Source organism: Streptomyces tsukubensis (assembly GCF_003932715.1).
In the GTDB taxonomy this organism is placed as follows: domain Bacteria; phylum Actinomycetota; class Actinomycetes; order Streptomycetales; family Streptomycetaceae; genus Streptomyces; species Streptomyces tsukubensis.
In genome coordinates this window covers 7,378,101-7,398,897 of record NZ_CP020700.1, presented here as the reverse complement: position 1 = coordinate 7,398,897, position 20,797 = coordinate 7,378,101, and the positions used below count along the sequence as shown (strand labels likewise).

Sequence of the window (20,797 nt, the reverse complement as noted above, 5' to 3'; positions counted from 1 at the left end):
CCCGCGCAGGGCGGCCTGCGGTCACTTCAGGAAGTCGGGCGTCTTCACGACACCGGCGGAGACCTGCGCGACGAAGAAGTCGGTGTAATGGGCGGCCGTTCCGCCGTGTCGTGCCAGGACGTCGGTGACCGCGACCCGCTCCGGGGAGGTGTAGTCCGGGGTCCACTCGGAGACCACCGCGGCCCAGTTGACCGGCCTGGCGCCGGCCATCGAGAGCCGTGTCTTGGCGTCCTCGTGCGCCTCCGGGCTGACCCCCGCCGAGCAGTCGGTCACGAAGTACACCTCGTACCCGGACTTCAGTGCGCCCAGGACGGCCTGCGCGAGACAGACATCGGTGGACAGGCCAGCCATCACCAGCTTCCGGCGCCCGGTGGCCTCGACCGCCGCGCGCAGCCTGGGGTCCGACCAGGAGTTCGTGGACACCCGGTCGATCGGCTCGACGTCCGGGAAGACCTCGCTGAGCTCCTTGAAGATCGGGTCGACCAGCGGGCCGCCGGTCGCTCCGACCGTGGTGAGGACGGTGGGCACATCGAGGATCTTCGCGGCCTTCGCGAGCGCGGTCACATTGCTGATCAGCTCGGTCTGCGAGCGCGGTGTGGTCATCAGCGCGACCGCCGGCTGGTGGTCGATGAGGACGACCGCGCAGTTCTCGATGGTGAGTTCGTTCTGGTTCTCGGACACGAGTGTGTTCCCTTCGGTGGGGCCGCGGCCGTGGGGGCCGTGGCGGGTCCGTTGTGAAACGAGTCTCGGGAACGGGCCCTTCGGCCACATCCGTCAGCCGACCGCCGATCCGAACGCGGGCCGCAGCTCAGTCGTTTGACTGCCTGCGCGCTGCTCCCCGGAGCGGTGGGCCGCGCGTCGTAGAATCGTCGGCACATGCTGACTCGACACCGCTGCCGCACGGGCCCCCGGACGCCACCGGCTGCGCGGCAGCGCCGCCCCGGGGGCGGGCGATGACCGCGGACCCATGGCACCCGGACCATGAGACGGAGCTGATCGACCGCGACATCGAACTCGGTCGGCTGCTCCGCCTCGTCGAGGCCGTCCGCCGCGGCGAGAGCCGGGTCCTGGTGGTACGGGGCGGGCCCGGCGTGGGTAAGACCGCCCTGCTGGACCGGCTCACCGAACGGGTGCCGGTCGGCCGGGTCCTGCGCGTGACGGGTGTGCAGTCGGAGATGGAGCTGGTTTTCGCCGGGCTGCACCAGCTCTGCGCCCCGTTCCTGGACCGGCTGGAGGCGCTGCCGGCACCGCAGCGGGCGGCGCTGCGGGTCGCGTTCGGGCTGAGTGAGGGCCCGTCGCCGGACCGGTTCCTGGTCGCGCTGGCCGTGCTCGGTCTGCTGTCGGAGGTCGCGGGTGACGAGCCCCTGGTGTGTGTGGTCGACGACCACCACTGGCTGGACCGGGCATCGGCGCAGGCGCTGGGGTTCGTGGCCCGGCGGCTGGCCGCGGACCCGGTCGGGCTGGTCTTCGGCTCCCGCCTGACGACGGAGGAACTGGTGGGCCTGCCGGAGATGCACCTCTCCGGCCTCTCCCCGCAGGGCGCCCGGACCCTGCTGGACTCGGTGCTGACCGGCCCGCTGGACACTCGGATCCGGGAACAGATCGTGGCGGAGTCCGGCGGAAACCCGCTGGCGATACGAGAGTTTCCGCAGGCGCTGCCCCGGGAGCTGCTGGCGGGCGGGTTCGGGCTGCCGGGAGCGGTGACACTGCCGAGCCGGGTCGAGAAGAGCTTCCTGCGGCAGCTCGACCGCGTACCGGAGCAAACCCGGCGGCTCCTGCTCCTGGCCGCCGCCGACCCGACGGGCGACAGCGCGCTCGTCCGCCGGGCCGCCGGGCAGCTCGGTCTCCCGCCGCAGGCGGCGACTCCGGCGACCGAGGCCGGGCTCGCGCGGTTCTCGGCCCGGGTGTCGTTCCGGCACCCCCTCCTGCGCTCGGCCGTCTACCGGTCCGCGTCGGTGGTGGAGCGGCAGGCGGTGCACCGGGCGCTGGCCGGTGCGACCAACCCGGAGGCGGACCCCGACCGGCGGGCCTGGCACCGGGCCCACGCCGCACCGGGCCCGGACGAGGCGGTCGCCGCCGAACTGGAGTACTCCGCCGGCCGCGCCCAGGCCCGCGGCGGACCGGCCGCGGCCGCGGCCATGCTTGAGAAGGCCATCCAGCTCACGGCCGAACCGGCCCGCCGCCCCGATCGCCTCCTGGCAGCCGCGCAGGCCCACCTCAAGGCGGGGTCGTACAGCACCGCCCTGGAGCTGCTGGCCCTCGCGGAGGCCGAGCCGCTGCGGGAGGAACAGCGGGCCCGGGCCGGCACGCTGCGCGGACATGTCGCGTTCGCCTCGGGCCGCGCCGGCGATGCGGCCCGGCTGCTGCTCCAGGCCGCCAGGCGGCTGGAACCGCTCGATGTGGGCCTGGCCCGGGAGACCTACCTCACCGCCTGGCTGGCGGCGATGTTCGCCGGAGGCCGGGCCATCGGCGGATCCCTGCTGGAGGTCTCCCAGGCCGCCCGGGAACTGCCCCGGTCTCGGCGGCCGGACCAGGCCGACTCACTGCTCGACGCGCTCTCCCTGCTGATCACGTCGGACCCGGCGACCGCGGCACCCGTACTGCGCGGCGCGGTCGACGCCATGGCCGCGGCGGACCTCACCGCAGCCGACGCCCCGCGCTGGGGGTGGCTCACGCACGCGGCAGCCGTCGCCCTGTGGGACCACGACGCCTGGAGCTCGCTGCTCGAACGCGAGGCCGCCGCCCTGCGTACGATCGGTGCGTTCGACCTGCTGCCGGTCGTCCTGGTCGCACTGACCACCGTGACGGCCTGGTCCGGGGAGTTCACCGCCGCCACCGCGCTGATCGCCGAGTCCGACGCGGTCCGCGAGGCGACCGGGGCACCCGCCGACACCTTCGGCCCCCTGCTGCTCGCCGCGCTGCGGGGCGATGCGGAGGACGCGGCCGAACGGATCGAGGCCATGCTCTCCGGGGAGCCCCGCACCGGCCGGGAGCCCTCTGTGACCTATGCGAACTGGGCGGCGGCGGTGCTGTACAACGGCCTCGGCCGCTACGACGACGCGCTGGCGGCGGCCACCCACGCCGACGACGGCTCGCGCGATCTGTTCGCCGCGCGATGGGCGCTGCCCGAGCTGGTCGAGGCCGCCGTGCGCAGCGGGAACCCGGACCTCGCGGCCGGCCCGATGGCGCGGCTGGCCGCGTCGGCGCTGTCCGGCGGCACCGACCTCGGGGCCGGGATCGAGTCCCGCTGCCGCGCACTGCTGAGCGAGGGCGAGAAGGCCGAACACCTCTACCGAAAGGCGATCGACCACCTCGCCCGCACCCGGTACCGGCCCGAACTCGGCCGCGCGCACCTGCTCCACGGCGAGTGGCTGCGCCGCGAGGGCCGCCGGGCCGACGCCCGGATCCCACTGCGCCACGCCTACGACACACTGACCGCCGTGGGTATGGACGGCTACGCGGAACGCGCCCGCCGCGAACTCCTGGCCACCGGTGAGACCGTGCGCAAACGCACCACCGAAACGCTCAGCGACCTCACACCCAGAGAGACACTCATCGCCCGGCTCGCCCGCGACGGCCGGACCAACCAAGAGATCGGCACCACGCTGTTCATCAGCGCCCGCACCGTCGAGTGGCACCTACGGAAGGTCTTCGGCAAACTCGGCATCACCTCGCGCAGGGAACTGCAGGCGGCACTGACACGGCGCGGGCTCCTGGACCGGCCGTCCTGACACGGGTGCATCCCAGTCGGATGACCGTCCCAGACGGGGTGTTCACCGTCAGTCCGGCCCGCCCCTCTCTCCCTCCGCCCGAGCGTGGCAGCGGTGGTCAGCGCCGCCCCATCCGCGATGACACGACGGCAACCATCCACCAGGCAGCCCCGCACCTCGCGGCCATCCACCCATGGGCCGCGAGGTGTCCCCCGAGGAACGTCCCAGCCGAGGTGGACGCTGCCGGAGAAGAGGGATCGGATACTGGAGTACTTCTCCAGGTAGTACTGGTACGGGCTGCCGCCGACGTAGATGCCCAGCATGTGGAGCAGGCCGTTGCTGTGGTTGATGAGGTACACCGGGCCGCCCGAGTCACCGCTGCCGGCCATCTGCGTCTGGCTGCCGCGCGAAAACATGGCGAGGCCATCGGTGCACTGCGATCCGACGCACAGCGTCGCGTTCAGGCTTCGTTTCGAGGCGCCGAACCGGGCGGCGCACCGGGCAGTCGGCCGGGCCGTTTCCGTATCCTCGTACCGCGCCGCCCGGTCCCCGGCGTCCGGGGGCGAAGGACACGCCCCGGACGGTCGCGATCGGGCGGCCAGAGGCCGAAGTCGACGGAAGGGGAGGGGCATTGACCCAGGCGGATGGGCGGGAGCCCGGCGGCAGCCTGCGCGGCAGGCTCATGGCCTCGCGGGACCGGGCCTTCGTGGGGCGGGAGCAGGAGACCGCCCGGTTCCACGCGATGCTCGCCGGGGACCCGGGGATCGAGCCGGTGCTCTTCCTGCACGGTCCGGGCGGGATCGGCAAGTCGACACTGTTGCGCCGTTTCGCGCGCGAGGCGGCGTCGGCGGGCCGGCCGGTCGTCGAGGTGGACGCCCGGACGACCGACCCCACGCCCGAGGGCTTCCAACGGGCGGTCGCCGATGCGCTGGACCGGCCCGGCGCGGTGCTGCTCGTCGACACCTTCGAGATCTGCCAGGGACTGGAGGGCTGGCTCTGGGAGCGCTTCCTGCCCGAACTTCCCCTGGACGCGGTCGCCGTGCTCGCCGGGCGCAACCGGCCCGACTCGCGCTGGACCACGGACGCCGGCTGGTCCGACCATCTCGCGGTCGTACAGGTGAGGGCGCTCTCGCAGGACGACGCCAGGACGTTCCTCGCCGACCGCGGAGTACCGGCGGGGATGCGGGAGTCCGTGCTCACGTTCACGGGCGGCCACCCGCTCGCCCTCTCGCTCGCGGCCAGCCTCGTCCGGGACGACACCCGCCTACAGGAAGACGGGCACGTACGGGACGACCTGGAGGGTCCGGAGGGCGTGACGGGCCGGGGCGGCGGGAGTGGGAGCGGGGCGGGCCATCGCTGGGCGCCCGGCCAGGACGTGATCTCGACCCTGCTGACCCGGCTCGCGGACAACCCGCCGTCCCCCCTGCACCGCCGCGCCCTGGAGGTGTGTGCTCACGCGTACGTGACCTCCGAGGAGCTGCTCCGGGCGATGCTCGGCGAGCGGGACGGCCCCGGGCTGTTCGCCTGGCTGCGGGGCCTGCCCTACGTGGAGACGGCGGCCACCGGGATCTTCCCGCACGATGTGGTGCGCGAGACGCTGGAGGCGGATCTGCGCTGGCGCGACCCGGAGGGCTTCGCCGCCCTGCACCGCCGGATGCACGGCCATCTGCTGGACCGGCTCCGCCGGGGCCCCGAGCAGCGGCTGATGCCGTCAGTCGCGGCGCTCATGTATCTGTACCGGACGGACGGCCATATGCCGGAGGTCCACGAGTGGCAGGCGCCGGGCATCGTCCAGGAGGCCCCTTACGCCCCCGGGGACGAGACGGCGGTGGTGGAGCTGGCCGAACGGGCCGAGGGCGCCGAGTCGGCGCGGATCGCCCGCCGTTGGCTGGAACTGCGCCCCTCGGCGTTCCGGGTGCACCGTGCCACGCGGACCGGGCGGATCGTCTCCTTCACCGCCACCCTGTGGCTCGGCCCCGACGAGGAAGAGGCCACATCGGCCTTCGACCCGGTGGTCGCGGCCGCCTGGCGGCGCGCCCGCGGGCTCCGCCCGGTGCGGGGCGGGCAGCGAATGGCCGTGACCCGGTTCATGGTCCATCCGGACCGCTACCACCGTCCGTCCGCGCCGATGACCCTGATGCACTGGCGGGCGATGGGCGAGGTGTGGCGGGACCCCGGCGGTCTCACCCACCACTTCGCCGTCTACCGAGACGACGGCTACTGGGACGGCCATATGAGCCACTACCACATGCTCAAGGACGAGGAGGCGGTCCGTGTCGGCCCGTACGCGTACCGCCTGTACGGCCACGACTACCGGACCGGACCGGAGGAGTACCTGGCGGCGAACACCGATGCGATGCTGGCCTCGGCGGAGGGCGTGACCTGCGGCGAGGCGGCCGTGGCACCCGTGCCGGCCGCCGCCGCAATGTCGCGCGAGGAGTTCGCCTCGGCGGTACGGGACGCGCTCCGCTCCCTGTGGTCGCCGAGGGAGCTGGAGTGCAGCCCGCTGCTCCGGACCCGGTGTGTCAGGGCAGCGGGCGGGGACCTCGGCCGTGTCCTGCTCGACGCGGCCGGGATACTGCCCGCCGAGCGGGGCGGTGAGCGCCGCCATCGCGCGTTCACCGCCACCTACGGCGGGCGGCCCGTCTCCCAGCAGGCGGCGGCCGGGCGGCTCGGGGTCCCGTTCAGCACCTACCGGCGCCATCTCAAGGAGGCGGTGGAGCGGATCACCGACCACCTCTGGGAACGGGAGCGTACGCCCGGGGATGACGTCTGACCGGGCCCCACAGCCGTAGGACCGCGAGGCCCGCTCGTCAGCCGCAGCCACAGCCGTCGGCTGTCAGCCGTCAGCCGGTCCACCGGCAGAAGTTCCCCGGGCGGAAGCTGGTGGTCAGGTCGTTGGCCCAGGACGGTATCGCGGAGATCCTGCTGCCCGGGGAGATGGAGATCAGACAGCCGGAGAAGTTGCTGTCGTCGTAGAGCGAGATCCAGTTGTTCGTCCGGTTCCAGTAGGACGTCAGCCGGTCGTTCATGTGGTCGCCGACATTGGCCTGGGGCTCGCTGGAGTAGGCGAATCGCCCGGTGAAGGAGGAGTGCTCCCAGAGACAGAACTCCCCGGGCGGGCACTGGTTCACATCGGCGGCGGCCGTACCGGCGCCCGTGGCCGTCAGCGCGGCGGTCGCGCTCAGTGTGAGCAGTGCGGCGGCCAGGGGGCGCAGCCGCGCCTTCCCCGTCCCGGGCTTCCCGGGCTTCGTGCTCTTCGTGAACTTCATGGTGGTCACAGATCCTTTCAGCACCACTGGCCGACGGCGAAGGAGGTCACACGGTCGTTGAGATGCGGGTCCACGGCCGCGTCGGAGCCGCCGGGCGGGATGGCGAACAGGCAGCCCCGGTAGCCGGAGTCGTAATACACCGTGATCCACTGGTTGGTGCGGTTCCAGTAGGACGTCGTGAGGTCGTTCATGTGGCTGCCGATGTTGGAGACGTTCTGCGCGGGGGTGCCCAGGAAACGCCCCCGGTAGCTGGAGTCGTCCCACAGGCAGAACCAGCCGGGCTGACAGTCGGTCGGGGCAGCCGCCGCCGGCGGGGCGGACAGGGCCCCGATGGCGACGGTGGCCAGGACGGCCGCTCCCGTCGCGGACAGACGCTGCACGAGGCGATGGCCACGCATGGTGATTCCCTTTCCCCCGGCCCGGGGTTCTCTGCGCCCCGGGTCTCATGGGGAAATCCTCGGCGCGGCGGCTGCTCATCCGCCATGCCCACCTTCTGCTCACTCATGCTCACTGCCGCCCACTCCCGCAGGTCCGGGATCCGGGGTCCGGGGCGCGGGGTTGAGGAGTGCAGCCACCCCTTGTATCTCGCGGCGAACGGGGCGCCCGTCGCGGTGCGCTGTCCGCCAGTGAAGAAGGTCTGTCAGGAGCCGCGCAGGGACGGGCACGGCCGCAATATCCGCCTTCGGCCGCTGGCTCCGCGAATTGAGGTGTGGGCCTTCGACAAAGAACATCTCCAACCCACGAGCGCCGAAGCTCACCTTCTCGATGCGCTTGCCCGGCGGTTTCGGGCCGTGCCGTTTCGCGTAGTTGACGACACGCCACTGTCTCGCGACCTCGTCGTCATCAGGGGCAACAAAGCGGAAACGCGCCTCGGCAACCAAACGCTCGACCAGCTCTTGCGCCTGCGCCCTCCGAGCCCGGGCGACGGGCCGCTCGCCGTAAAGCGTCGGGCTGCGCTTTCGCTTCGTGGCCTGGTGCCGACCGCCGGAGTACCGGCGGTCGGCACCAGAACGACTCCATCCGCAAACGTCGGGGCGTCGGGATGATGGCCATCGGGCAACTGCCGGCCGGCGCCCCGCTGTCTTGCCCGGGGGTCAGCATCGGCGGAACGGGGTCCGGTCTCATGCTGAGTGTTTGCTGACCTGGGCCCGGTCATCATGGCTCTGACCTGCACAGATGACTAAATATCAGGTGTTGGACTTGAACATGGTACGCAGCATCGAGATCTCCCGGACTAGGCTCCCGCTCCCTGCCTGCGTTCGTGCAGGTCAAGGGCGGTTTCCCAGCCTACAACGAGTCGCATGTCCAGGCAGCTCTCCCCCAGGCTCCCCCAGGCTCCCCCAGGCTCCTTCAGATTTCCTCGAACCGGCCGCCCACTGCCCGCTACCGTCGACGAATCTCCGACTCTGGTCACCGGACGGCAAGGGATGCGAAGTAGTCGCTCTGGGCGGGGTAGTAGTCGTCGAAGTCCGGCCTGGCTGTCCCGTCGAGTGAGGCACGGAGCAGGTCGAGGTAGTACTCCCAGCCGGGCCCGATCTCACCGATGCCCGTCGGGGCCTTGAGGTGGTGGATCAACTGCAGCTCCGTCGTGCCGCCCGAGGCGGTCAGACGGAGTTCGATGTGCCAGTCCCCCGCCTCGTCGGACAGGGAGACGGCCAGCCGCCGCGGCGGCTCGCACGCGTCGATGTGTACGTCGCACCAGGGTGCGCTCTCCTCGAAGGCCAGGCGCACCTTCACGGTACGGCCGACCGCGGCGTCGCCTTCCCAGGGCCCGAACCATCGCGCCGTGCGCTCGGGCTCGGTGACACCGGCCCAGACATCGTCGATCGGAGCCCGGAAGGTACGCGTGAGTACCAGGTCATGACCGTCGGCGGTGGGAGTGAGCCGACCAGTGGGTGTGGGGTTCATGCGGTGTCCTCCGTGCGGTCTCGATGCCGGGCCGCGCCGGGTTGAGCCCGCTCACGGCGGGTACGGCGGACCTCGGTCTCCAGGGCGTCCAGCCGGTGGCCCCAGCCGACGGGAGCGCGCAGGACGGCGATCCACTCTGCGAGCTCGGCCAGGGCTGCCGGGTCGAGCCGGTAGAGCCGCCGGGTGCCGGTGAGCTCGTCGTGCACCAGGCCGCTCTCGCGCAGTACTCGCAGATGTCGACTGATCGCCGGTCGGCTGATGGGAAAGTGACGCGCGATCTCACCCGCGGTGAGTGCGGTCCCGCGCAGCATCATGAGGATGTCCCGGCGCACCGGGTCCGCTATCGCACTGGTCACCTCGTCCACGGAGAAAGCGTAACCCATAGGTTACGAATATCGTAGTGGTCGACTCGTGCCACCCGGCCCGCCCTCGGCGGAACAACAGCCCCGGCTCGTTCCGAACCGCGCAGCCTCCGTCCGGCGCCGCGTCAGCACCCACGACGCCCTTACCCGAAAGGCTGACTGAGCGGCCCCGTCCGTTTCCCCCGGCCTCAACCGGCAAGCCTCCTCGTGCCAGTGGGACAGGCCCGGCACCACACGCTGTCCCGAAGAACATGAAGAACCGAGGTGTTGCCATGCGTACACGTCACAAGGCGCTCACCGCTCTGGCCGTCTTAGCCGCCGCTCTGGGAGTCATCACCGGTCAAGCGGCCCTGGCCGCGCCGGAAGCCGCCCCTCCGGCCTATCCGCCGGGAACCCAGGTCACCATCGAGACCTTCGCCGCCAAATGCTTCGACGTGCGCAACCAGGACAGTGGCTCCCCCGTCGTCCAGGCCGACTGCGACAGCACGTCCCGCACCCAGCGATTCTGGGTGAACACCGTCGCAGGCGGAGTCGAGCTCCGCACCGCCGCGAACCTCTGTCTCGACCTGGAGGCGGCGAGGCGGGGCAACAACACAAAGATCATCCAGTATCCGTGCGGAGCGCTCCCCAGGTTCACCCAGACCTTCCTCACCTTCCCGGCCGGCACCGGGCTGTCCACGATCCACACCATTGACCTCAGGTGCTTCGACGTCGAGAACGCCGACGAAGCTGCGGGTGCGGGCATCATCCAGTACGGCTGCAGCGGCGACTCCAACCAGAACTTCAAGCTCCGCGAGATCTAGGCAGTTTCGTTTGGGCCAACGGGCGCAGGAGCGTCCGACGGCGTGGTCGGCCGGCTCGTCTGCCGGGGCCCCCTTTTCTGCGGGCCCCGGCAAGGGAGCCCACTGCGAGCCGGCCCGCAACTGCCCGGGACCGGGCCTGCCGATCACACCAGTCGGCGTATCTCCCCGCGCACCCGGTAGAAACCACCGGCCGAGGGATGCAGAGCATCCACCACGTACCGCGCACCGACCTCCCGCATACCCCGGGGGAACTGCACGTTCCAACTGGTGTCGTAGCCGTTCGGAGCGCCCGAGACGACATGCACTCGCAACCGGGCCCCTTCCTGGACGCACTCCACCACCACCCCGTCCGAGGGCGCCGCGGTGACCGTCGCCAGAGCCGTCGCCGACGCCGCGGGCAGGTAGGTGGGCAGCGCGGCCGCGGACTTGATGTCGCGGGCGACCGGAACGGTTCCCTCCTGGGCCGCCGCGATCGCCCCGTCCGTGGCGTCCACGCAGATCAGCGAGCCGTCCGTGGTCACCATGTAGAGCCGCTCGTCCGCATACTGCATGGAGAGCGCCGACCCGCTTCCGGTGCCCAGCTTCCACAACCGGTTGCCGTCGGCGTCGAAGCAGTAGACCGACGACGCCGAGTCGCCTGCGAAGACGTAGGTGCCGCCGGGCGCGGTGGCGCACGAATACACCGAGGCGTCACAGCGGTAGGTGGCCATGAGGGCACCCGTCGCCTTCGACAGGCGCTGGACCACGTTGCGGGAGGTGCCCGCGTACACCGCGTCCGCCTCCTGCCAGCCGAAGAGGACCTGCCCGGATGTCGCCGTGTGCCACAACTGGCCGGTGCCGTCCGGTGCGTACGCCGTGACCCCCTGGTGATGACCGTGGTACACCGCCCGGTCGTCGGCCCGGACCATCCAGCCGTGCGCCCCGGCCGACCGACGGGACCACTGGTGCTCGTCCTCGTGGTCGATGACCGTCAGCCCGCCCTTGGCATCGGAGACGTCGAGCACGCCCTCGTGGATGTCCAGCCAGAAGATGTCCACGTCCGGGGCGATCGTATAAGCGCCGTACGGCACCTTCGACGACAGGTCGTACACCGTGCCGTCGTCACAGCCCGCATAGATCCAGAAGTCATCGGCGACCAGGCACTTCACCCCGTCCGGAAGGGAGTACCGGGCGAGCACCTCACCCCCATGACTGAGGGTGTACACATCACCCGCCTGGTTGCCCACCCAGCAGCGGTCCTCGGAGATATGGATACCGAACGCGGCGGAACCGGTACGGAAACGCCACAGCACCGGAGCCGTGGACCGGGCCGTCGACGGCGCCGAGTCCACCTGCCGCCGCGTCACCGAACGCGCCGCCCGCGCCCCCTGCACAGCAGTCGCGTACCCCTTGCGCACCTTCTCACCGACCTTCTTCGCCGCTGCCGCCCGTGCCTTCTCCACCGTGGGGAAGGAAGACACCTGCGTCTGCCCGGCGGCCCCGATCCGGCCGTAGCGCACGGAGACCACCGTCCCCTCGACCGTCACCTCGTAGAACTTGTGGGCGCCCGCCCCCTCCTGCGACAACTCCAGATACGTCGTCGAGCCCGCCATGACACACCCCTCCCCAGGATGGAACGGGCGTTCTGCGGCCGCTCGTTCCCACTGGCCACACAGTAGGAGCCGCCACTGACAGAGCCGTGGTGCGGCTCAGCGGGTGGGCTGGTGGGCGAGCCGGTCCTGGAGTTCCCGGTGGCGGAACTGGTATGCGATTCCGGCGGTGCGCATGATGCCGACCTGGGTCGCCCAGTGGAGGAATCGCCCCAGACGCCAGGGCAGCCGATGGCGCCCGAAGCGGGCGAGCAGCAGGAAGACGACGTAGCGCATGCCGGCCGGGGCGCTCGTCACCGCTGCGGTGATGGTTGCCAGAGCCACGGCGAGTGGCACGAAGAGCAGGTATCCGAAATAGCCGGAGATGACGAGTAGCGTGAGGAAGGGAGCAAGAGGCAGGCACATCAGCACGATGATGGCGAGGGCGACCAGAAGGTCGTCGCGGATGAGACGCCGCGGGTCCCCGACCTCCGAGACCTCCCTGCGGAACACCCCGCCCACGAGCCCGAACATGAATCCGGCCGGTAGTCCGAAGAGCACCCCCACGGAGAGGAACATCGGCACGACGTTGCGCTCCCAGACCCAGTACCAGTCCCAGTGCAGCTCGAAGTCCCCGTCCGACGCGTTGATGACCAACAGGATGATGGAGCCGACGGCCACCGCGATGGAGAAGCCGGCGGCGGAGCCGCCGAGGACACCGATCGCGGCACGGCCCCAGTGCCGGGGGCTGCGCAGGGTGGGGGAGGCCAGGCGGTGGGCTCCCGGCCAGACCCGGACCCATGTCTGGACGATGCCGAAGAGCAGGATCGGAGCGACGATCGTCAGCAGGTGAACGAAGAGTTCGCGATCGGAGATGTCCCGGAGTCCCGGGTAGGAATCAATATCGCTGCTCAGGAACTGCATGCCGATGGCGATCACCGAGACGGCGATCGCGAGGTAGAGCAGGACCTGGGCCGCACGGACGCGTCGGTTGCCCACGAGTGGCCACAGTTCGTGCGGGATGAGGTCGATTCCGGACAGTGCCCGGCCTCGGACCACCCTGGTGCCGCCCATGTTGTCTTCGAGATGCCGGGCGAGGCATTGCAGTGGCGCCTGTACTTGAGACGGAGTCATACGCCCCGGAGGGGGAACGCGGCCGGTGGCTGCGTGGTGGAGGAACAGATCCACGAGGTGGTCACGGACCGCTTCCGCGCCGGCGCGGGCCGGGCCGAGCAGGTCGGCGGGTGTGTGGGGGTGGATTCCGGTGGCGAGGTCGCGCTGTTCGTAGAGGGTGACGGCCATCGTCAGGCGCCATGGTGTCGACAGTCCTCGGGCGAGCGGCCCGGCGGGCGCGGTGTCGAGTTCCCGGAGTACCTCCTGCCACCGGGCCGGATCCTCGGTGTGGGAATTGATGAAGGTGCGGGCCCGCGCTGCGCTGACGGGGGTGATCTCCACTCGGGCGGTGTCGCGTGCATGGGTGCCCAACGCGTCGTATGCGGCACTGCGGGACGTGAGGATCATGCCGGCCCGGGGGCGTCCGTATCGGTAGGCGTCCAGTTCCCGCATCGCCCGGCGGGCCCGTGGAGCGTTCCCGCCTTCTGCGTCCATCTCGTCGAGGCCGTCCAGAACGGGCAGGATCAGCCCGTCTTCCACCAAGGCGGTGGCCGCGACGCGGGAGAGCTGGAAGGAGTCCATCAGATGCTGCCGCATCCATGTCCTTACGGCGTCGCCGATGCTGTCGGTGGGGGTGGCGGTGGGCATCCGGGTCCAGGAGGCGAGTGACATCCGTACCGGTACCGGGTCCCGCGACCCGCGGTTCTCGACAAGGGCGAGAAGCAGTTCGATGGCCAGGACCGTTTTGCCCGAGCCGGCCGCCCCCGTGATCACCAGCCGTCCGGGCCTCAGCCGGCGGTAGTAGTCGATCACCCCGCTCAGGCTTCCGTGGGGGTCGGCGCCGGCGGCGTTGTGCGCGGGCGCGGGCCGCAGCGTGAACCGGACGTCGATAGGAGTGCCGACGTCTCCGAGGAGGCGGGCGCGTTCCCTGGTTTCGGCAAGGGTGATGTGTCCGGCGAGCTGCGCGGCGAGTGCAGTCGTGTCCGGGGCCTGGACCCGCAGGGTTCTGAGGGCGAGATAGGCCGACCACAGCGCTGCGAAGAGTCCCGGCAGCGCGATCAGCAGACTCGTGTTGTTCAGGGCGTCACCCCCGGGCTTGCGCCCCATCAACCACACGGCCAGGGCGGCTACGCATCCACCGCAGAGCAGGAGCCACAGCCGGCCGACCTTCCGTCCCCAGTGACGATCCATGACTCAAGAGTTATCACCGCGCGCACGGATCCCAAGCGGCTTTCGGAGAAGAGCGCGGTGAAGTCCACGGGCCTGCTCCGGCCTTCGACGTCCCGCCCGGCGACGAAGGCCGAGGGGACGATCGGGCGGCCCGGCGGGCCGCCGCTCAGGGGGTGCGGTCGGGGCCCAGGATGCGGCGGATGCCGTCCTCGAAACGGGCGGAGAAGCTGTCGTCGGCAAGAGCGGCCCTGGACGCCCGCAGGGCGGGGTAGGGGCCGCTCTCCACAGCAGCGCTGAAGCGGGCCACGTCCCTGTCGCCCATGGCCTGTTCCTCCTGGGTGAGACCGAGGGTGAAGTAGACCAGGGCGTAGAGGGTACGGGGCGGCCCCTCCGCCGTGTCCTCGTGCTCTCCGAGGACGGCGAGGACGGTGTCCGCGAAGCGCAGGGTGTGCGGCTCGGCCGCGTAGGTTCCGGTGACCAGGGCGGCCCCGTCGCGGTGGGCGAGCAGCGACCGCCGGTAGCGGCGCATCAGTTCGGCGGCCCGCTCCCCGGCCCCCGCGGGCAGGCCGTCGTAGGCGATCGTCCCGGCGATGGCATCCGCCATCAGTTCGATCAGCCGTCTCTTGGTCTTGATATGCCACAGGACGGTGTTCATCCGGACGCCGAGCCGGTCCGCGACGGCGCGCGTGGTCACGGCCTCCAGCCCTTCTTCGGCCAGGAGGCCGAGGGCCGTGTCCACCACGGCGGCCGGGGTCAGCCGGGTACGGGCCGACGGCCCGGCCGCTCGCTTGTTGGTCATCGACCTATGGTTGCACGCCGTTCAGTGCACCTTCGAGGCGGAGGACCCCGGTTGTCAGGGGCCCGGGCGGACCGGGCCGGGCGGCGGGTTGCCCCTCCGTCCCGGGTTGATCGCGTCCAGGTCGACGGCGGTCCTGATGGACGCGCGGATCGGCCTGGTCGCGTCGGTACGGTCCCACTCCACCGTGAGCAGACCGTCGGCGGCCGTGTCACCGGAGTAGAAGGGGTCCGTGGCGTTGGTGGTGCGGGGCAGGTCGTTCCGCGTGTACGGCCGTACCCTGCTGACCGCCGCGGTGAGGTCCTCGGGGAAGAAGACCTGTCCGGTGTGCACGGTGACGCCCTGGGCGTACGCCCGGTCCAGCAGGACGCCCCTGGTGTGCACCTTGGCGTGGATGTGCACGGTCCGCCCGGTGTACCAGCCGGGGAAGACGGTACGGAAGCGTACCCAGCCGTCCCTGCCGGTCATCTGGAAGCCGCGCAGGTAGGTGGTTTTGCTGTCCGGCGGCAGCTTCGGGATCGGGCCGTCGAAGACCAGTTCGCCCTCGTTCATGGCCTCCGAGGTCTCCTCGTACCCGGAGTAGATGCCGAGTGCGTCGCACTGCCAGATGTCGACCGCCGCCTCGGGCACCGGCTTGCCGTTCTTCGCGTTCAGCACCTGGATGCGCAGCTCCAGCGGTGTGCCGGGCCTGCCCTCGGTGATGTCGACGCGGTGCTTGTCGTAGTCGAGGTAGTACGGGCCTTCGGTGGTCTCCTTCACCAGCGGCATCAGGTCCGGCGCGGAGGGGGAGCCGGAGGCGGAGGAGGTCACCGTGGCCGCCGCCTCCGAGTCGGTGGTGGCGAGGTGGACACCGCTCAGCCCGATGGCGGTGACGCCCGCGCCACCCGCGGCAAGGAGGGAACGACGGCTCATACGCCGTTTGCGGTCCGTCATGTCCCGGCGGCCGGTGGACCTCTCGTGGAGAGTGGGCGGGACGGTGGTGGGAGCGGGCGCCGGGAGCGAGGGGTCCGCCGGTTCGGCGCCTCCGGCTCCCTCGTCCCGGGCTGCGACGGGCAGTCCGCTGCTTCGCCGCACCCGGCGCTCCGCGTCGACGGCGAAGACCTCGCACCCGTCCCGCCCGGAGGCCCAGGCGATCCCTTCGGCACCGAGTGCGAACGCGGCGGTCGCCGTCGCGTCCGCCTCGGTCAGCGTGGGGGCGACGACCGTCAGGCTCAGTAAATCCGTCGCGGGCAGTCCCGTGCGCCCGTCGACGATGTGGTTCCCCCGCTCGTACCGTGCGGAAGTGGCCACCGCTCCGTCGCTGAGCTCCAGGACCACACACACCTGATCCGAGATCTCGGGATGGCGCACCCCCACCCGCCAAGGTCCTCCACCGACCACCACGTCACCCCCGGCGTTCAGGCAGAACCTCCGTACCCCCGCCTCCTTCAGCAGCAGCGCGGCCCGCTGGACGGACCATCCCTTCACCACCGCGCTGGGGTCGAGCCCTCGCCCCGGCAGCCGTATGTCGAAGGCGCCCCCGGTCTCGGTCCGGTACCGCTCCGACAGGAGCAGCACCTCCGCCAGGTCCGCGCTGATGTCGTCCGGCCCGATGTCGCCCCGGTCGAGCCGGCTCACCTCGCTGTCCGGTTTGAACGGGCTGAATCGCCTGTCGGCCTCTTGCAGCCACCCGAACACCGCGTCGGCGAGCCCTTCGGGCACGTCCTTGTCGTCGATCCGCAGTGAGACGGGGAAGCCCATCACGTGTTCCGTCCGGTGCATATCAGTTGCCTTTCGCGTCGATTGCGGCTTGGAGGGAGTCCTTGTAGGCGTCGCTGGTGATGGTCGCTCCGGAGATCGTGTCGATATCGGCCCCCTGGAGCCGCAGGGTGTCCTCGATGAGCGTGGGCACGGCTGCGTGGGTCTGGGGATGGTCCGGCTGCCGGAGCATCCGTACGGCGCTGATCGTGTCGCCTTCGAAGGCGACCTCGACCTGCACGGGACCCTTCTCGGTGTCGATCACGGGCCCGGCGAGGACGACGGCGCCGGGGCCGGAGGTCCCGGCGGGCGGGGAGGGCGCGGACGGCGGGGCCGTCAGGGTGGTGGAGCCGTTGCCGTGGGAGGGCGCGTAGCGCCACACCGGAATCACACCGATCACGGTCAGGGCAAGGACGGGCAGTACTCGCTTCACAGTCACTTCCTTGTCGCTTCGCCGGCCGATTCCGTACCGGCGAGGGGTGTCGGCCGGGTGGGTCGGCCGGGGCCGGTCCGCCGCGGTCAGCCGGCCAGGCTGAACCGTTCGAAGTGGATCTGCGGTTTGGGTACGCCCAGTTCACGCAGGCTGCGGAGGACCGCGGTGGTCATGCCGGGCGGTCCGCAGACGTATACGTCCCGGTCGGCGATGTCCGGTACCAGCCCGGCCAGGGCGTGCGGGGCGAGTGGGTCCGGCGCGATCGGGCCGGTGATCAGGTGCAGTTCGGCGCTGCGGGCGAGGGCCAGTTCGTGCAGTTCCCGGTGGAGGACGGCGTCCTTGTCGCTGCCGACGCGGTAGAGGACGACGGTATGGCCGGGCAACTCCTCCAGCAGCGCGCGGATCGGGGTGACTCCGACACCGCCTGCGATCAGCACGGTGTCCGGGCGGGTGCGGTGCAGGGTGGTGAAGGCCCCATAGGGGCCCTCGGCGAAGACCCGGGTGCCCGGCTTGACCTGGCGCAGGGCGGCGCTGCCTGCACCGGCGGCCTTGGCGGTGAGCCGGAGGGTACGGCCGTCGGGCGCGGCCGACAGGGAGTACGGGTTGGCCTGCCACCAGCGGTCGCGGGTGAGGAACCGCCACAGGAAGAACTGCCCGGCGCGGGCCGGCAGCCGGTCCAGGTCACGGCCGGTGAGATGGATGGAGACGACGTTGTCCGATTCGGGGACGACGGCGGTGACCACCAGCTTGTGCCGCCAGTTGCGCCACAGCGGCAGCAGGATGCGGCCGACGGCCACCGCGCCGAGCGCGCTGCCCCACAGCGCGTACCAGTAGGCCGTGGCGAGGTCGGAGGAGGTGAAGGTGGTACCGGCCGCGACCTGGTGGGTGAAGGCCAGCGCCACGGCGAGGTAGGTGTAGAGGTGGATGAAGTGCCAGGTCTCGTAGGCCAGCCGGCGCCGGGCGAAGCGGGCGGACACCGCGCCGACCACGAGGATCAGCAGCAGCGCGACGACGGCCCGCAGAACACCCTCGACGGTCTCGGCGAGTTCGACCGTCTGATCGACCGGATCCCTGCCTGTGGGCCGGGCGTATCCGAACACGATGAAGACGGCGTGGCCGAGGAGCAGCCACAGCAGGAGGAAGCCGTTCCAGCGGTGCCAGCCGGCGAGCCGGTCCATGCCGATCCGCCGGTCGAGCCACGGCAGCCGGGCCATCAGGAACAGTTGGAAGGCCATCAGCAGCGCGGCGTACAGGCCGGTCAACCGGCCCAGCACGATCAGGGCGTTCGAGGCGAATCCGGCCTGGACGAAGAGGTACGCCACGATGGCCGCGTTCACGGCGAATCCGGCTTGCAGACCGGTGCGGGCGACCACTTTCGGCCGTATGCCCCGGGTGGGGCCGGGACGTGCTTCGACAGTCGTCACGGACGGCAGCTCCTCGGTCGGGAATCGGTGCACCCGAGCTTGGCGGGCGGAAGCTGTCGAATCCCTGTCGTCCGGCTTTCAAGTGCCTACCGATCGGCGCCGGTTCGTCGACGGGGTCTGGTGCGAGCGGCGGCGTGCCGCAGTATGGACGGGTGGACAGAGTTCGAGTGCTGGTGGTGGACGACGACCCGCCGATCGCCGACCTCGTCGCGACGGTCGCCCGCTACGAGGGCTGGGACGCGATGACGGCGAACACCGGCGATGACGCGCTGCGGATCGCGGCCGAGTTCCATCCGGACATCGTGGTGCTGGACGTGATGCTGCCGGACGTGGACGGCTTCGGGGTGCTGGACCGGCTACGGCGTTCCGGGACGATGGTGCCGGTGGTCTTCCTCACCGCCCGGGACGGCGTCGCGGACCGGGTGGCGGGGCTGACCCGGGGCGGGGACGACTATCTGGTGAAGCCGTTCGCGGTGGAGGAGCTGATGGCCCGGCTGCGGACCGTGCTGCGGCGCAGCGCGGGGCCCGGTTTCCAGCGCTCGGTGCTGCGGGTGGGCGATCTCTCCATGGACGAGGACACCCGTGAAGTGCGCCGGGCGGACCGGCTCCTCACCCTCACCCCCACCGAGTACGAGGTGCTGCGTTATCTGATGCGCCGCTCCCCGACCGTGCTGACCAAGGCTCAGATCCTGGACCATGTGTGGGAGTACGGCTTCGGGGGGCGGTCGAACGTCGTGGAACTGGTGGTGAGCAGGCTCCGCCGCAAGCTGGACGAGACCGGTGAGCCGCTGATCCGTACGGTCCGCGGCTTCGGGTACGTCATCAGAGGGGCCGCCGAGTGAAGCGGGCGCTCAGGGGGCTGCGGCACACCTACGGCAGGCTGCGTCTGGGCACCCGGCTCGCGCTCGGCCTCGGGGTGCTGTCGCTGACGGTGTTCGCGGTGGTCGGCACCGTACTGACCACGTATATGCACGACTATCTGGAGCGGCAGCTCGGCGATCGGATGAAGTCGGCCCAGGTGGTGCAGGCGAAGGACGCCGTCGAACACGGCGCGGTCCGGCGGGAGACGTATCTGGGCTGGTACCAGGCGGTGTACGAGGTCTCCGACGGGGAGCCGCGGCTGCGGCAGCCGGCCGCGCTGCCCGAGGACAGCACCGCGTTCGCCGCGCTCGCCGAGCGGCTCGTCGACTCGCGGGCCGACGATCTCTTCGACACCCGGCCGCTGGGCCGGGAGGGCACCTACCGGCTGCGGGCCTGCGAGGTGAAGCCCGGGGTGGTCCTGGTGACGGCCGCGCCGACCACCGACATCGACAACACCGTCACCCGGCTGATCACGGTGCAGGTGATCGCCTTCGCCCTGGCGCTGCTGGCTCTGGTGGTGTTCGGCCGGCGGACGCTGCGGCGCGGGCTGAAGCCGCTGAGCGATATGGCGCACACCGCGCACAGCATCACCTCGCACGATCTGACCGAGTCGGCGGCCCGGCTGCCGCTGCGCGCCGACCCCCGGGGCGGCGGGCCGGAGATGGAGGAACTGCGGACCGCGTTCAACACCATGCTGGAGCACATCGACGACTCGCTGGCGGTACGCGCGGAGGCCGAGCAGCGCCTGCGGCAGTTCGTCGCGGACGCCTCGCACGAACTGCGCACCCCGCTGACGTCGGTACGCGGCTACGCGGACCTGTTCCAGTACGCGGCGGCGAACGCCCCGGAGGAACGCGACAATCATCTGTCCCGGCTGCGCGCGGAGGCGGCCCGGATGGGCTTCCTCCTGGACGATCTGCTGCTCCTCGCCCGACTGGACGCGTCGGAGGCGGAGACCCCGCTGCGGCTGGTGGAGACGGATCTCGTGGAGCTGGTGCACCAGGCCGCGGACGCATTCCGCGCGAGCCATCCCGACCATCCGCTGCGGATGACGACCGGACCTGCCGCAGTGTGTCCGGCGGTGGACACGCAACGCCTGCGCCAAGTGCTGGACAATCTGCTGGCCAACGCGGCCGTGCACACCCCGCCGGGCACCGAGGTGTCGGTCTCCGTGGCGGCGACGGGCAGCGAGGCCCTGATCACGGTGGCCGACACCGGCCCCGGGATCCCGCCCGCCGACCGCGCACGGGTCTTCGGCCGTTTCTACCGGGTGAACCAGGCCCGTACCCGCGACCGCGGTGGCAGCGGCTTGGGCCTGTCGGTCGCGGACTCCCTGATCCGTGCCCACGGCGGCACCATCGAACTGACGAGCAGTCCCGGCGCGACGGTGTTCACCGTACGGCTGCCGCTGCGCCGCGGTGCGCAGCCCACCGGGCCCCCGGCCGAGGGCGCGGGCGGGGTGAGAGAGCAGGCGGACAGGTCCGCCTGACTCTCCGGGCCGCCTGCCCCGGACCGCTCCGTGGCCGGTTCCACTCCCCCGCCTAGCGTCTTGGTCACTGACCTAGTTTACTTCGATATCGAGTCTGGGTCACTGACCTAGAGCCGTCGCGGCGCCAGGACCACGGCGCCGCCGACCCCAG

Annotated in this window: 16 protein-coding genes and 1 pseudogene; 5 read left to right on the top strand and 12 right to left on the bottom strand. The window is 71.1% G+C overall.

All coding sequences use genetic code 11. The features are described from left to right. Positions 1-21 precede the first annotated feature (21 nt). On the bottom strand, positions 22-681 hold the full coding sequence (locus B7R87_RS30755; RefSeq protein WP_006345098.1) for an isochorismatase family protein: 660 nt from the start codon (positions 679-681) through the stop codon (positions 22-24). Positions 682-953: 272 nt separating this feature from the next. Between B7R87_RS30755 and B7R87_RS30750 the strand changes: the two genes are divergently transcribed. Together B7R87_RS30750 and B7R87_RS30745 are read left to right on the top strand one after the other, a co-directional pair. Further along, entirely contained in the window at positions 954-3,731 is a 2,778-nt protein-coding gene (locus tag B7R87_RS30750) for a helix-turn-helix transcriptional regulator (RefSeq protein WP_130584786.1), read from the top strand. A 610-nt stretch (positions 3,732-4,341) separates the two neighbouring features. Further along, the gene (locus tag B7R87_RS30745) at positions 4,342-6,486 is read left to right on the top strand and encodes an AAA family ATPase (RefSeq protein WP_006345101.1); all 2,145 of its coding nucleotides are present in this window, start codon (positions 4,342-4,344) and stop codon (positions 6,484-6,486) included. A gap of 70 nt (positions 6,487-6,556) precedes the next feature. Here the strand turns inward: B7R87_RS30745 and B7R87_RS30740 are convergent, their stop codons facing one another. The 4 genes from B7R87_RS30740 to B7R87_RS30725 all read right to left on the bottom strand — a co-directional run bounded on the left by B7R87_RS30740 (position 6,557) and on the right by B7R87_RS30725 (position 9,255). Next, a complete protein-coding gene (locus B7R87_RS30740) occupies positions 6,557-6,982 on the bottom strand; it encodes a peptidase inhibitor family I36 protein (RefSeq protein WP_040912997.1) in 426 nt (141 codons plus the stop codon). Positions 6,983-6,999: 17 nt separating this feature from the next. After that, complete coding sequence (locus B7R87_RS30735; protein WP_006345103.1) at positions 7,000-7,380, bottom strand: peptidase inhibitor family I36 protein; 381 nt, start codon at positions 7,378-7,380, stop codon at positions 7,000-7,002. 1,012 nt (positions 7,381-8,392) lie between these two features. Beyond that, the gene (locus tag B7R87_RS30730) at positions 8,393-8,890 is read right to left on the bottom strand and encodes an SRPBCC family protein (RefSeq protein ID WP_006345104.1); all 498 of its coding nucleotides are present in this window, start codon (positions 8,888-8,890) and stop codon (positions 8,393-8,395) included. Further along, entirely contained in the window at positions 8,887-9,255 is a 369-nt protein-coding gene (locus B7R87_RS30725; protein WP_040913004.1) for a metalloregulator ArsR/SmtB family transcription factor, read from the bottom strand. Before B7R87_RS30725 ends, B7R87_RS30730 begins: the two co-directional genes overlap by 4 nt. Before the next feature lie 269 nt (positions 9,256-9,524). On the opposite strand from B7R87_RS30725, the gene B7R87_RS30720 reads away from it, so the two are divergent. Then, the gene (locus tag B7R87_RS30720; protein WP_006345106.1) at positions 9,525-10,055 is read left to right on the top strand and encodes an RICIN domain-containing protein; all 531 of its coding nucleotides are present in this window, start codon (positions 9,525-9,527) and stop codon (positions 10,053-10,055) included. A 143-nt stretch (positions 10,056-10,198) separates the two neighbouring features. Here the strand turns inward: B7R87_RS30720 and B7R87_RS30715 are convergent, their stop codons facing one another. The 7 genes and pseudogenes from B7R87_RS30715 to B7R87_RS30690 form a co-directional block, all read right to left on the bottom strand. Beyond that, a complete protein-coding gene (locus B7R87_RS30715) occupies positions 10,199-11,647 on the bottom strand; it encodes a WGR domain-containing protein (RefSeq protein ID WP_006345107.1) in 1,449 nt (482 codons plus the stop codon). A gap of 96 nt (positions 11,648-11,743) precedes the next feature. Further along, on the bottom strand, positions 11,744-13,927 hold the full coding sequence (locus B7R87_RS30710; RefSeq protein WP_233168970.1) for an NACHT domain-containing protein: 2,184 nt from the start codon (positions 13,925-13,927) through the stop codon (positions 11,744-11,746). 145 nt (positions 13,928-14,072) lie between these two features. Then, entirely contained in the window at positions 14,073-14,705 is a 633-nt protein-coding gene (locus B7R87_RS30705) for a TetR/AcrR family transcriptional regulator C-terminal domain-containing protein (protein ID WP_006345109.1), read from the bottom strand. Positions 14,706-14,759: 54 nt separating this feature from the next. Then, positions 14,760-15,470: an intradiol ring-cleavage dioxygenase gene (locus tag B7R87_RS33930; protein ID WP_233169112.1), complete on the bottom strand. Its 711-nt coding sequence runs from the start codon at positions 15,468-15,470 to the stop codon at positions 14,760-14,762. 276 nt (positions 15,471-15,746) lie between these two features. Further along, positions 15,747-16,463 (bottom strand): annotated as a pseudogene (locus B7R87_RS33925) (FAD:protein FMN transferase); the annotation flags it as partial. 1 nt (position 16,464) lies between these two features. After that, entirely contained in the window at positions 16,465-16,872 is a 408-nt protein-coding gene (locus tag B7R87_RS30695; protein WP_006345111.1) for an FMN-binding protein, read from the bottom strand. A gap of 86 nt (positions 16,873-16,958) precedes the next feature. Next, positions 16,959-18,296, bottom strand: coding sequence for a ferredoxin reductase family protein (locus B7R87_RS30690; protein WP_040913002.1), 1,338 nt, complete (start codon positions 18,294-18,296; stop codon positions 16,959-16,961). A gap of 152 nt (positions 18,297-18,448) precedes the next feature. Between B7R87_RS30690 and B7R87_RS30685 the strand changes: the two genes are divergently transcribed. Continuing rightward, complete coding sequence (locus tag B7R87_RS30685; RefSeq protein WP_078902019.1) at positions 18,449-19,138, top strand: response regulator transcription factor; 690 nt, start codon at positions 18,449-18,451, stop codon at positions 19,136-19,138. Then, on the top strand, positions 19,135-20,646 hold the full coding sequence (locus B7R87_RS30680; protein ID WP_006345114.1) for a sensor histidine kinase: 1,512 nt from the start codon (positions 19,135-19,137) through the stop codon (positions 20,644-20,646). The genes B7R87_RS30685 and B7R87_RS30680 overlap by 4 nt, the downstream gene beginning before the upstream one ends. Positions 20,647-20,797: the final 151 nt, after the last annotated feature.

Bases quoted from the DNA above. Each gene is read 5' to 3' on its own strand.
- B7R87_RS30750 (WP_130584786.1), top strand. From the start codon at position 954: ATGACCGCGGACCCATGGCACCCGGACCATGAGACGGAGCTGATCGAC.
- B7R87_RS30740 (WP_040912997.1), bottom strand. From the start codon at position 6,982: ATGAAGTTCACGAAGAGCACGAAGCCCGGGAAGCCCGGGACGGGGAAG.
- B7R87_RS30735 (WP_006345103.1), bottom strand. From the start codon at position 7,380: ATGCGTGGCCATCGCCTCGTGCAGCGTCTGTCCGCGACGGGAGCGGCC.
- B7R87_RS30730 (WP_006345104.1), bottom strand. From the start codon at position 8,890: ATGAACCCCACACCCACTGGTCGGCTCACTCCCACCGCCGACGGTCAT.
- B7R87_RS30720 (WP_006345106.1), top strand. From the start codon at position 9,525: ATGCGTACACGTCACAAGGCGCTCACCGCTCTGGCCGTCTTAGCCGCC.
- B7R87_RS30715 (WP_006345107.1), bottom strand. From the start codon at position 11,647: ATGGCGGGCTCGACGACGTATCTGGAGTTGTCGCAGGAGGGGGCGGGC.
- B7R87_RS30710 (WP_233168970.1), bottom strand. From the start codon at position 13,927: ATGGATCGTCACTGGGGACGGAAGGTCGGCCGGCTGTGGCTCCTGCTC.
- B7R87_RS30705 (WP_006345109.1), bottom strand. From the start codon at position 14,705: ATGACCAACAAGCGAGCGGCCGGGCCGTCGGCCCGTACCCGGCTGACC.
- B7R87_RS33930 (WP_233169112.1), bottom strand. From the start codon at position 15,470: ATGCCGCTGGTGAAGGAGACCACCGAAGGCCCGTACTACCTCGACTAC.